The sequence below is a fragment of the Virgisporangium aliadipatigenens genome, from assembly GCF_016863615.1.
Classification (GTDB): domain Bacteria; phylum Actinomycetota; class Actinomycetes; order Mycobacteriales; family Micromonosporaceae; genus Virgisporangium; species Virgisporangium aliadipatigenens.
The window spans coordinates 36,762-48,631 of record NZ_BOPF01000057.1 but is presented as its reverse complement, the minus strand read 5'-3'; the positions used below and the strand labels follow the sequence as shown (position 1 = coordinate 48,631).

Below are 11,870 nucleotides of genomic sequence, written 5' to 3'. Positions count from 1 at the left end.
GTGAACTCACACCCGTGCGAGCGGGACCGCCGTGAGCTCACACCCGTGCGGCGGGGTGGCGGTCGGGCGGGTGGTGAGCTGGGCGGCTGGACGCGGACCTGGCAGCGGAGGGGTCGATCGAGCGAAGCGGGATCGACCCGGAGCGGTCCGCCGCGGGAGCAGCGGTAGCAGTCCGGCGGACCGTGGCAAGAAAGAACCTTAAAGCCAGCCGCGTTCCTCGGCTATGCGCGCGGCGGCGGCCGAGGTGCGCGCGCCCGTCTTGCCGATGGCCGAGGAGAGGTGGTTGCGGATCGTGCCCTCGGACAGGTGCAGGGTGCCGGCCAGCTCGGCGACGCTGCGCCCGGTCGCGGCGGCCACCAGCACCTCGTGCTCGCGCGCGGTCAGCGGGCTGGGGCCGGTCGCGAGCGACTCCGCCGCCAGGGCCGGATCGACGACGCGCAGCCCCGAGTGCACCCGCCGGACGGCGTCGACCAGCTGCTCCGGCGGCGCGTCCTTCACCACGAAACCGGCCGCTCCCGCCGCCATCGCCCGGCTCAGGTACCCCGGCCGCCCGAACGTCGTGCAGATGATGATCCGCACCTCGGGCATCGCCCGGTGCAGGGCGGCCGCCGCCGCGAGCCCGTCCAGGCCGGGCATCTGCACGTCGAGCAGCGCCACGTCGGGGTCGACGCGCCGGGCGGTGGGCACCACCTCGTCGCCGGCCGCCACCTGGGCGACCACGGTCAGGTCGGGCTCCAGGTCGAGCATGGCGGCCAGGGCACCGCGCACCAGCGCCTGGTCGTCGGCGAGCAGCAGCCGGATCAACGCTCCTCCTTCTGGTTCGCCGCGGCGTCGGTCCCGGTCGCGGCGACGGGCCGGGCCGGGGCGGCCTCCGTGCCGGCCGATGCGCGCAGCAGGAAGCCGCCGCCCTCCAGCGGGCCGGCGGTCAGGTCGGCGCCGACCGCCGCGAGTCGCTCCCGCAGGCCGGTGAGCCCGTTGCCCTCCGCGGGGGCGCCCGAGTGCGGGCCGTTGTCCCGGATCTCCAACCAGGACGGGCCCAGCCGGATCTCGCAGCGGGTCGCGCCGCTGTGCCGCAGCACGTTCGTGACACCCTCGCGCACCACGTAGGCGAACGCGCCCTGCAGGCGGGGCGGCACGTCGTCGACGGCGTTCGGGAGGTGGGCGGTGATCTCGGCGGCGGCCAGCGCGGCCCGCACGCCGGCGAGCTCCGCCACCAGCGACGGCTCGCGGTAGCCCGACACGGTCGAGCGCACCTCCGCCAACGCCTGCCGGGACAGCTGCTCCAGGCTGGAGACCTCGTCGGTGGCGCGCTCGATCTCGCCGGACTCCAGCAGCCGCCGGGTCAGCGACGCCTTCACGGTGATCGTGGTGAGGCTGTGCCCCAGCAGGTCGTGCAGGTCGCGGGCGACCCGGGCGCGTTCCTCGCGGACGGCGGCCTCGGCCAGTTCCTCCTGCGCCGCGTGCAGGGCCCGGTTGGTGCGGATCTGCGCCCCGAACAGGGTCACCGTGGCGGTCACCGACACCAGCGTGACCATGTCCCCCCACAGCGACGAGTCGTGCGCGAACAGGATCAGCAGCGCGAAGAAGCCCACCACGGTGCCGTTGAGCAGCACCGACTCGCGGAACGGCAGCAGGATCCCGGCCGAGGCGGTGGCGTAGATCAGCAGCGTGACGGTGCGCAGCCCGTGCATCGCCACCAGGGAGGCGGCGAGCGCCACCAGCCAAACGCAGACGAGCAGCTTGGTCCGCAGCGGGCGACTCCAGCTGAGGATCGGAAGGGCGCAGTAGCTGGCGGCGTACGCGAGGCACAGGAAGACCGTGGCGACCCGTTGGGCGGTCGAGGTCGCGTCCTCGACCAGTTCGATCGAGGTGACGAGCAGGAAGATGCCGAAGAAGAGGGAGATCCGCAGGCCCCAACGTCGGCCGGCCGGCCCCCGACGGAGGCCGGCCTCGCCGGTCGTGACGTGCGGAGGCATCGCCCGCAGCCTAGACGCGGGCCGCGTCGCGGGAGTATCGGCGGGCGGCGATCAGAGCCGCTGCGGCGGCGTAGGCGCCCAGCACGGCCACCGCCGTCCCGATCGCGGGGTGCGGGGCGAACGCCGAGTGCCCGACCTCGCGCAGCCAGTACGTCGGCGTCGCCTTCATGATCGTCTGCATCCACTCCGGCACCACCTCGGCCGGGATCCACAGCCCGCCGACCAGGCCGAGAACGATCGTCACGGCGCTGGTCACCGGCTGCTGGCTCTCCGGCGTCACGAACTGGCCGATCACCAGTCCCAGCACGGTGAACGGCAACACCGCGAGCCACAGCCCCGCCGTGACCGCGAGCCACTGTCCCGCGTCCAGCCGCACGCCCATCACCGCGCCGAGCACCGACACGATGAGGATGGCCGGCACCGCCAGCAGCATCGCCAGCGCGGTCTTCGTCAGCAGGTAGCCGGTGCCGGTCAGCGGCGTCAGCCGCAGTTGGCGCTGCCAGCCGAGGCCGCGTTCGACGGCGATCAGCGAACTCGTCGAGAACGCCGCGCTCATCGCGCCGTACGCCGCCATGCTGACCATGAGCGAGGCGCGCACCGGCGTGCCGTCCGGGTAGTTCTCGCCCTGGTCGCCGAAGATGCCGCTGTAGACGAGGAACAGCACCGCCGGCAGAGCGACCGTGAAGATGAGGAAACGACTGTTGCGGATCAGGATTCGGATCTCGAAGAGCAGGTAGCGCGGGTTCATCGGGCTTCTCCCCCCGCGAGAGCGGGCTCGGCGGTCAGGGTCAGGAACGCGTCCTCGAGGTTCACCGCGGTGATCTCGATGTCGGCGGCGTCGGGGTAGCGGGACAGCAGCGCGCGCACCGTCGCGTCGGAGTCGGCGCAGGAGAGCACGACCCGGCCGGCGCGCACGTCGGCGCCGGTGACGCCCGGAAGGCGTTCCAACTCGTCGGTCCCGACGCCCGGGACGACGGCCCGCAGCGTCCGGCCGCTCGCCGCGGCCCGGACCTGGGCCACGGTCCCGTCCGCGACCACCCGGCCGGAGCGCATCAGCACCACGCGGTCGGCGTAGGACTCCGCCTCCTCCAGGTAGTGCGTCGCGAAGATCACCGTGCGGCCGGCGCTGGTGTAGTCGCGCATCGCCCGCCAGAAGTCGCGCCGGATCGACACGTCCATGGCGACCGTGGGCTCGTCCAGGATCAGCAGGTCCGGCTCGCTCACCAGCGCCAGCGCGAAGCGCACCCGCTGCTTCTGGCCGCCGGAGAGCTTGTTGGTGCGGGTGTTCGCGATGTCGGTCAGGCCGACCTGCTCGAGCACCGCGCGGGTGCGGCCGGGACGTCCGTGCAGCGCGGCCATGATCCCGACCGTCTCGGCCACCGTGGCGTTGTCGCGCAGCGCCCCGCTCTGGAGCATCGCGCCGATCGCGCCGGAGCGGATGGCCTCTTCGGGGGAACGGCCGAAGACGCGCGCCGTGCCCTCGTCCGGGCGGGTCAGGCCCAGGATCATGTCGACCGTGGTCGACTTGCCGGCGCCGTTCGGGCCGAGCAGCGCCACCACCTCGCCGGGCGCGACGGTCAGGTCGACCCCGTCCACCGCTCGCACGTCGCCGTACCGCTTCCGGAGACCGCTGAGGGAGACCGCGGCCCCGTCCTTCTGCATCTCGCTCATGGGAGAGACGATGCCGGTGGGGCGTTCGGGGAGCCTCGATAATCGGTAACGTCCCGCGCATGACACCTGTCATGCTTTGCGCATGGCACGAGTCCTGTCGGTCAATCTCGCCGTGCCCAGATCCAATCCCGCCAAGGGCGTGGGGATCACGGGCATCGACAAACGGCCGGCGGACGGCCCCGTCACGGTGCGCCCACCCGGGCCCGGCGGCAGCGGCCTCGACGGCGACAAGATCTTCGACGTCGACAGCCACGGCGGTGCGGACCAGGCGGTCTACGCCTACGCCCGCGAGGACCTCGACGCCTGGGGTGCGGAGCTGGGTCAGGAGCTGCCCGGCGGGGCGTTCGGCGAAAACCTAACCACCGCCGGGCTCGCCGTCACCGACGCCCTCATCGGGGAACGCTGGCGGATCGGTCCCGACGTCGTCCTCGAGGTCGCGGTGCCGCGCATCCCGTGCGGCACGTTCGCCCACTGGATGGCCTCGCTCGGCGCCGCACCGGAACGCGGCTGGCAGAAGCGCTTCACGCTGCGGGCCGTGCCGGGCGCGTACCTGCGGGTGGTGACCGGCGGGCAGATCCGCGGCGGCGACCCGGTGGAGGTGATCGAGCGGCCGGATCACGACGTGACGATCGGGATCACGTTCCGCGCGCTGACCCGCGAGGCGGAGCTGTTGCCACGACTGCGGGACATCGCGGCGCTGCCGCAGGACGTCCGCGACCTGGCCGATCGCCGCACGTCCCCGTACGCATCCTGAAACTCGGACCCGGTCGACCGCCGCACGTCCGTTCGCACCCGAAAGAGGCTCCACCGCATGAGCGCGACCCTTATCGCCCGTGATCTCTCCGCCGGGCACGGGGAGAAGGTGCTCTTCTCCGGGCTGGACCTGGTGGTCGCGCCCGGCGACGTCATCGGCCTGGTCGGGGTCAACGGCGCCGGCAAGTCCACGCTGTTGCGCGCCCTCGCCGGGGTCCTGCCGACCGAGCACGGCACCGTCCAGCGCACCCCGCCGCACGCCACCGTCGGCTACCTCCCGCAGGAGCCCGAACGCCGCCCCGGCGAGACGGTCGCCCACTTTCTCGAACGGCGCACCGGCGTGGCCGACGCGCAGCGCGCGCTCGACAAGAGCACCGCGGCGCTCACCGAGGGCCGGCCCGGTGCCGACGACGAGTACGCCGTGGCGTTGGAGCGCTGGCTCGCACTGGGCGGGGCCGACCTGCCCGAACGCGCCGCGCAGGTCGCCGCCGACCTGGGCCTCACGGTCGACCTGGACCATCCGATGACCGCGCTCTCCGGCGGGCAGGCCGCCCGGGCGGGTCTCGCGTCGCTGCTGCTGTCCCGCTACGACGTCTTCCTGCTCGACGAGCCCACCAACGACCTGGACCTGGACGGGCTGGCGCGGCTGGAGGCGTTCGTCACCGGGCTGCGCGCCGGGGTCGTGCTGGTCAGTCACGATCGCGAGTTCCTGGCCCGCACCGTCACCGACGTCCTGGAGCTGGATCTGGCCCAGCAGCAGGTCAACCACTACGGCGGCGGATACGAGGGCTACCTGGAGGAACGCGCCACCGCGCGCCGGCACGCCCGCGAGGCATACGAGGACTACGCCGAGACGCGGGCCGGTCTGGAGCAGCGCGCCCGCACCCAGCGCGCCTGGATGGAGAAGGGCGTCCGCAACGCCCGCCGCAAGGCGACCGACCCCGACAAGTTCGTGAAGAACTTCCGCGCCGAGTCGAGCGAGAAGCAGGCGGCCAAGGCCCGCCAGACCGAGCGCATGATCGAACGCCTCGACGTCGTCGAGGAGCCCCGCAAGGAGTGGGAACTGCGCATGGAGATCGCCGCCGCGCCACGGGCCGGGGCGGTGGTAGCTGCGCTGCGCGGCGCCACGGTGCAGCGGGGGGCGTTCACGCTCGGGCCGGTGGACCTGCAGATCGACTGGGCCGACCGGGTGGCCATCACCGGCGCCAACGGCTCCGGCAAGTCCACGCTGCTCGCCGCCCTGCTCGGCCGGCTGCCGCTGGACTCCGGCCACGCGTCGCTCGGCCCGGGCGTCGTCGTCGGCGAGATCGACCAGGCGCGCGGCCGGTTCCTGGGGGACGAGACGCTGCTGGACGCGTTCCGGGTGGCGGCGCCGGACCTGTCACCGGCCGACGCGCGCACGCTGCTGGCCAAGTTCGGGCTGCGCGCCGATCACGTGCTGCGGCCGGCCGGCACCCTCTCCCCCGGCGAACGCACCCGCGCCGGCCTTGCCCTGTTGCAGGCCAAGGGGGTCAACCTCTTGGTGCTCGACGAACCGACGAACCACCTCGACCTGCCGGCGATCGAGCAGTTGGAGTCGGCGCTGTCGACCTATCCGGGCACGCTGCTGCTCGTCACGCACGACCGCCGCATGCTGGAAGCCGTGGCGACCGACCGCCGCATCGAGGTGCACGGCGGCCGGATCACCGAACGGGTCTAGCGCGTGTCCGTGCCGGGCGGCGCGGGCGGCTGCCACGGCATGTACTGCGGGATCGGCATCGTCGCCTCGGAATCGGGGGCGGCCGGATAACCCACCCCGAACGGATGCTCGGCGACGGCCGGCGGCGACTGGGCCGGCTGGTACGGCGCCCCCGGCTGCGGGACGCCCTGCGGCGCCATCCCCTGGGGCGGCATCCCCTGCGGGGGCATCCCCTGCTGCGGCGCGGCACCCGGCCACGGGGGCTGCTGCTGGTGGTGCTGCGCCCCCGGCCACTGCTGCTGCGGCTGCGGAAGGGGCGGCTGCTGCGGCTGCGGAAACGGCTGCTGGTGCGGGATCGGCATCGGCTGCACCGGGAACTGCGGCGGCGGCGCGACGGCCTCCGGCCGCGCCACGGGCGTCTCGGGCGCACCGGTGCCGCCGGCCGCCAGCTGCGCCATGTACTGCTTCGCCGGGTCGTGCCGCTCGGCCTCCTCGGTGTACTGCAGCACCATTTTCTCGGTCTTCGACTTACCGGCGCCGATCTGCTTGGCGTCCTTGCGCTTCCACCACGGCGTCAGGCTCACCTCGACCGGCCGCGACGCGCGGGCCACCACCACGGCCGTCCCGAACGGCAGCGTGCGGATCTCCTCCGGGGAGAGCACCCGCCGCCCCTCGTGCCGGCTGGTCTTGCCGCTCGGATCGCGCACCTCGCCCATGAGGCGGGACACGTCCTCGAGGTCCTCCACGTTGCCGGCGCCGCCCATGATGACCCGGATCGCCGCGTTGTCCCACATGATCATCGCCTCGTGCACGCCCCACTTGCTCCGGGCCTGCGACAGCGACTGCAGGTAGACGTGCAGCGAGATGGAGAAACCGCCGGAGTCACCCATGTAGCCGGGCAGGTTGGGCATCGGGGCGATGTGCGCCGCCTCGTTGAGTTCGACGGTCAGCGGCGGGTCGAGGCGGCTGCCCGGCATCTTCGACGCGATCTTCCGGATCTGGTCGAACATGTCCTCCATCATCGCGGTGACGATCGGCGCGACACCGCCGCCCTTCTGCTCCTTGCCCAGGATGTAGAGGGTGTTCTGACCGGCCAGGAACTCCTCCATGTCGAGCACCTCGTCCGGCTCCGGCGAGCAGGCGTCCAGCACGTTCGGGTCGCTGAAACAGGCGAGCGCCTGCACCAGCTTCGACCACGTGGCGCCGACCATCTGCGCCTCGCCGTTGGCCAGCGCCTCCAGCGACGCGCCCCACCCCTTCACCGCGGCACCGGCCGCCTCGGCGTGGCGCAGGATGTCGACCGGCTCCGGACTGGTCGGCTTGGTGGCCCACCGCATCACGTCGCGCATCGTCTTGCGGCCGACCGCCGCCGCGTGCAGGTACATGCGCAGCGCCGAGATCGACGCGTTGGTGTAGAACGCGCCCGCGCCGTCGGTGGAGAACCCGGCACCGATGATCACCGCGGTCGCGCGGCTGGTGGCGATCCGCGGGTTCTCCGCACCGGCCACGAGGGACCAGCGGTACTTCTCCGGCCAGTTGGTCATCCCGTTGGGGTCGAAGACCAGCACCTTGCCCAGCTTGGCGCGCATCGCGTACGTGTTGGTGAACGCGTCGGCGCGGGTCGAGGTCACGATTGCCGCACCCGGCGCGTCGATGGTGTACGGCGCGCAGAAGTGCACGTCCTTACCCTGTCGCGGCGGGGCCAGCACGATGAAGACGTCCTCGACGGAGCCGTAGATCTCCTGCCGGGAACGCACGTCGCGACCCAGGTAGAAACCGACCTGCTTCGGGTCGACGTTCTTCTTGCCCTTGGTCGACGGGCGCACCGAGCCCGCCTTGCGCCGCATCGCCGCGACACCCAGCGTCTTGCGGATCTCGTTGCCGGACGCGAAGCCCAGCCGGAACCGGCGACTCTCACGCCGGCGCCGCCAGTTGAGGGCGAACTGCACCCCACGGAAACCCGCGTAGCCGAACGGCGAGAGCAGCACCAGGAAGATGAAGAGGATCAGCCAGAGTGGACCGCTCCGGGCGCCGGTCACCGCCAGCCACGCCGCGGCCGGATCGCCCGGGTTCTGCGCCCACAGTTTCACGATGTTGCCGATGTTCTCGCCGGAGGACGCGGGCCATCCGTTGCCCGTGAGCACCGCCGACAACTGGCCGGCCAGCCACAGCAGCCCGCCGAGCACGATCACCAGCGCGAAGATGCCGATGATCGGCAGCACCAGTGCGAATCCGTCGCTGTTCTTCTTCTGTCCCGTGGTGGCCCCGCGCGGCATCATCGTCCGCCCCCGTAAAACGCCATGTCGCTACTCCCCCGTCGGTCAGTTGACCGTCTGGCCGCTCACGGGCGTCGAATAGAACTCCGCCCGGACCATGTCCATGAACTCGCGGCGGTCGTCGTCCCTGAGCCACACCGCCGGCGCCGGCTCCGTGTGGTCCTCGCGGCACGAGATGAACACGTCGCCGAGTTGGTACGTGCGGTTGTTGAGCTGGTTGAGGAACTCGTCGTTGGACCGGATGCCGCCGCCGTCGGCATACGTGTCCATGTAGTACTCCCACAACGAGGTCAGGATCATCAACGACAGCCGGTGCCGCCACCAGCACGGCCGGATGAGGAAATGCAGGCTGTAGGCCTTGACGATGTGTTCCACCCAGGCGAACAGCTCCTGCCAGGCCAGTGCGCGCTCGGCCCCGGTGACGACGTCCCAGTCGAGCGGGTGCCGCACGGTCAGCGTCGGCGCGGGCGGCTCCGGGGCCGGCTCCGGCTCCCGGGGCGCCGCGGGCTCCTCGACGGCCGGCACCGGCAGGGCCGCCTGCAGCCGCTCGACGGCCTCGGTGAGCTTCTCGATCGAGGCCTGCTGATGCTGCACAACGGACAGGAGTCGTTGCACCTCGGACGACAGGTCGCTCATCGATTCCCCCGCACCACCGACCCGACGAACAGACTCCGACCACCGTAGCCGATCGATACCAGGCGGGGCGGTATTTACGGGCGTCGAACCAGGTAGGGCGGCATGACGAGCAGGTCGACCTCGGGCGCCTCGGCGAAGAGTTCCACCGCGTGCGCCGGGGTGAGCACCATCGGCCGGCCGCGCAGGTTGAGCGAGGTGTTGATCAGCCCGGGCAGGCCGCTGACCCGGCCGACCGCCCCGAGCAGCGCCCCGAACTCCGAACCGTCGGCCACGTGCTGCGCCCGGGTGGTCCCGTCCACGTGCACCCCGGTGGCCACGCGGTCCCAGTCCCGTTCGCCGACCCGGTGCACGCACAGCATGTACTCGGTCAGGCCGGCCACGGCCGGTTCGATGTCGATCGCGTCGAACCCGGCCCCGGTCAGCGCCAGCGCCGCCGGACGCCACGCGGCGCGGCCCTTGATGACGTTCAGGCGGTCGAGCGTGGTGCGCGAACGCGGCGACGACAGCAGGCTGCGCGCCCCGAGGGCCCGCGGGCCGACCTCGATGGGGCCGTCGAACCAGGCGACGATCTCGCCGCGGTCGAGCGCCTCGGCGACCTGCGCACGCAGCTTCTCCGGCTCCAGGGCCTGCCGCGGCACGGATTCCGCGTCGAGCGCCGCCTCGATCGCCGCCGTGCCGACCGCCGGGCCGAGGAAGATGGGCAGCGGATCGGCGGGATCCCGGCGGCGCACCGGCTCGCCGAGCACGGACGCGGCGAGCAGGCCGGCACCGATCGCGGCGCCGCCGTCGTGCGGGGCGGTCGTGCTGGAGACCCGGCGGTAGCCGCTCTCCAGGGCGAGGCGGCGGTTGAGGTGTGCGTTCAGGGCGACGCCGCCGGCCACCAGCAGCGCGTCGTGCCCGGAACGCCGACGCAGCCGCCGCGCCAGCGCCATGCCGACGTCCTCGACGGTCTCCTGCACGTCGGTGGCGAACGTCGCGTAGTCGAACGTGTTGCTCGCGCCGGCCGCGTACGGGAACGCGCTCGCCTCGAAGATCGCCGTCCACTCGTGGGCCAGCCGTTCCTCGGTGAACCCGCCGGAGGGCAGCCCGCGCAGCGCCGGATCGAGCCGGAACTCACCGGCGCCGTCGTCGAACGTCATGAACCGGCGCCCGCTCGGCCGCCCGTAGGAGCTGAGCCCCATCAGCTTGCCGGCGGCGTCCCAACCCAGCCCGGCGTAGAACGCGGCCGCCTCGTAGAAGATGCCGATCGACCACAGTGGAGAGTAGCGGTCGAGCAGTTCGAAGCGGCCGTCCCGCACCCGGAACAGCGACGTCGACCCGGCCCCACCGGTGCCGTCGGCCACCAGGACGTCGGCGTCCCGGTGCGGGTTGAACCAGTACGTCTGCGCGGCGTGGCAGAGGTGGTGGTCGAAGAAGAAGATCTCCTTGTTGCGCAGTTCGGCGGCGAGCGTCGGGAACACCGTCTCGGTCAGCCGGTCTGTGCCCAGCACACCGCAGGGCAGCGCGCTGTCGACCCGCCGCGCGATCTCCGGAGTCGCGTCGGCCCACGCGTAGCCGATGGCGTCCACATCGGACGGTCGCAGCCCCTGCTCGGCCAGCAGCAGCCGCAGCGTCTCCTCCGGCCCCTCCCCGGGCGCGAACCGGCGCCGGCTCAGCCGTTCCTGTTCCAGCGCGACGACGACCCGGCCGTCGACGACGAGACAGGCCGTCGCGTCGTGACACCAGGGCGAGTCGGGCCGACCGATGATGCCGACGACGATCATCGGCGCCTCCCCCGTAGCAGCAGTGCGGTGGCGGCCGCCGCGGCACCGGTCACCAGCAGACGTTTCCTGATCCCGGGCCCGATCCGGAAGGAGAACCTCCCGGCGTCGGGGTTGCCCCAGTTGAACCGCTTGACGAGCAGGTCCGGCCGGCGGCGGCGGGCGGCGCTGCGCACCCGACCGGACTCGTACAGCACCGACCACGCGGTCTGCGTGCCGACCTCGAGCGGCGTCGCCTCGGGATGGCGCCCGGCGAGTTCGACCGCCTCGCTCACGAGCCATCCGGTGGCCGCCGCAGCCGCGGTGGACAGCGGCGACAGGCCGCGTCCGCCGGCGACCAGCCGCGCGCACAGCGCGCCGAGCGCGGCGCTCACGACCGGGTTCTCGTAGCCGAGCCGGGAACGCTGCGGGTAGTGGCGGACCAGTTCGGACTCGGCCCAGCCGTAGTTGCGGGAGCGGCGGGCGTTCTGGGCGAACGAGTTCCACGTCTCGGTGTCGTGCCAGGCGAGCACCTTCGGCACGCCGTGCAGGCGCCAGCCGGCCGCCCGCAGGCGGATGCACGCGTCGACGTCCTCGCCGCCGACCGGCGCGCCGTTGCGCTGCCGCGCGAAGAGGTCGGCCCCCAGGACGGCCTCCCGGCGGAACGCCGACAGGGTGGTGACCGCCCACGTGACGTCGCCCTCGGTGGTGATGTCGGCGAAGCCGGCGAGCAGGTCGCTGTGCAGCGCCGCGTCGAACGCCCGCGTGCGTTCGCCGACGAAGTCCGCGTTGACGAAGATCGCGCCGGTGCGCCGGGGGTGCTGCTCGGCGATCGTGCGCAGCAGCACACCGAGCCCGTCCGGAACGACCCGGCAGTCGTCGTCGAGCATGACGACCCACGCGCTGTCGGTCAGTTCGAACGCCAGCCGCCGCTTGCTGACGCACGACGGGTCGTCGGGCCGGTGGATCAGCCGCGCACCGTCGGGCACCGCGCGCGGCGTCCGGCTGCTGTCGAGCACCAGCACCGGAAGCGACACACCCGCCGCGGCCAACCCGTCGAGCACCGAGCGGACGGCGCGGTCGCGCAGCGCCGGCCGTTCGTGGCTGATGACGACGACGGTCGCGTCGGGCGCGTCCATCG

Annotated in this window: 10 protein-coding genes; 2 read left to right on the top strand and 8 right to left on the bottom strand. The window is 72.7% G+C overall.

The window, feature by feature from the left end:
• Positions 1 to 198 precede the first annotated feature (198 nt).
• The 4 genes from Val02_RS43985 to Val02_RS43970 are packed head-to-tail and all read right to left on the bottom strand — an operon-like array spanning position 199 to position 3,647.
• Entirely contained in the window at positions 199 to 804 is a 606-nt protein-coding gene (locus tag Val02_RS43985) for a response regulator transcription factor (RefSeq protein WP_203905326.1), read from the bottom strand.
• Positions 801 to 1,976 (bottom strand): sensor histidine kinase, encoded by a 1,176-nt coding sequence (locus tag Val02_RS43980; protein ID WP_203905325.1) that lies wholly within the window; start codon positions 1,974 to 1,976, stop codon positions 801 to 803. The genes Val02_RS43985 and Val02_RS43980 overlap by 4 nt, the downstream gene beginning before the upstream one ends.
• A 10-nt stretch (positions 1,977 to 1,986) precedes the next feature.
• Entirely contained in the window at positions 1,987 to 2,724 is a 738-nt protein-coding gene (locus tag Val02_RS43975; protein ID WP_203905324.1) for an ABC transporter permease, read from the bottom strand.
• Positions 2,721 to 3,647: an ABC transporter ATP-binding protein gene (locus Val02_RS43970; RefSeq protein WP_203905323.1), complete on the bottom strand. Its 927-nt coding sequence runs from the start codon at positions 3,645 to 3,647 to the stop codon at positions 2,721 to 2,723. The genes Val02_RS43975 and Val02_RS43970 overlap by 4 nt, the downstream gene beginning before the upstream one ends.
• Before the next feature lie 82 nt (positions 3,648 to 3,729).
• Between Val02_RS43970 and Val02_RS43965 the strand changes: the two genes are divergently transcribed.
• Together Val02_RS43965 and Val02_RS43960 are read left to right on the top strand one after the other, a co-directional pair.
• On the top strand, positions 3,730 to 4,401 hold the full coding sequence (locus Val02_RS43965; RefSeq protein WP_203905322.1) for an MOSC domain-containing protein: 672 nt from the start codon (positions 3,730 to 3,732) through the stop codon (positions 4,399 to 4,401).
• Positions 4,402 to 4,458: 57 nt separating this feature from the next.
• Positions 4,459 to 6,099 (top strand): ABC-F family ATP-binding cassette domain-containing protein, encoded by a 1,641-nt coding sequence (locus Val02_RS43960; protein ID WP_203905321.1) that lies wholly within the window; start codon positions 4,459 to 4,461, stop codon positions 6,097 to 6,099.
• Here the strand turns inward: Val02_RS43960 and Val02_RS43955 are convergent.
• From Val02_RS43955 to Val02_RS43940, 4 genes are all read right to left on the bottom strand, one after another.
• Positions 6,096 to 8,357 (bottom strand): type IV secretory system conjugative DNA transfer family protein, encoded by a 2,262-nt coding sequence (locus Val02_RS43955; RefSeq protein ID WP_203905320.1) that lies wholly within the window; start codon positions 8,355 to 8,357, stop codon positions 6,096 to 6,098. The genes Val02_RS43960 and Val02_RS43955 overlap by 4 nt on opposite strands.
• Before the next feature lie 42 nt (positions 8,358 to 8,399).
• Positions 8,400 to 8,990: a hypothetical protein gene (locus Val02_RS43950; protein WP_203905319.1), complete on the bottom strand. Its 591-nt coding sequence runs from the start codon at positions 8,988 to 8,990 to the stop codon at positions 8,400 to 8,402.
• Between the two features lie 74 nt (positions 8,991 to 9,064).
• Positions 9,065 to 10,753: a carbamoyltransferase C-terminal domain-containing protein gene (locus Val02_RS43945; RefSeq protein ID WP_203905318.1), complete on the bottom strand. Its 1,689-nt coding sequence runs from the start codon at positions 10,751 to 10,753 to the stop codon at positions 9,065 to 9,067.
• Complete coding sequence (locus tag Val02_RS43940; RefSeq protein WP_239153790.1) at positions 10,750 to 11,868, bottom strand: glycosyltransferase; 1,119 nt, start codon at positions 11,866 to 11,868, stop codon at positions 10,750 to 10,752. Before Val02_RS43940 ends, Val02_RS43945 begins: the two co-directional genes overlap by 4 nt.
• Positions 11,869 to 11,870: the final 2 nt, after the last annotated feature.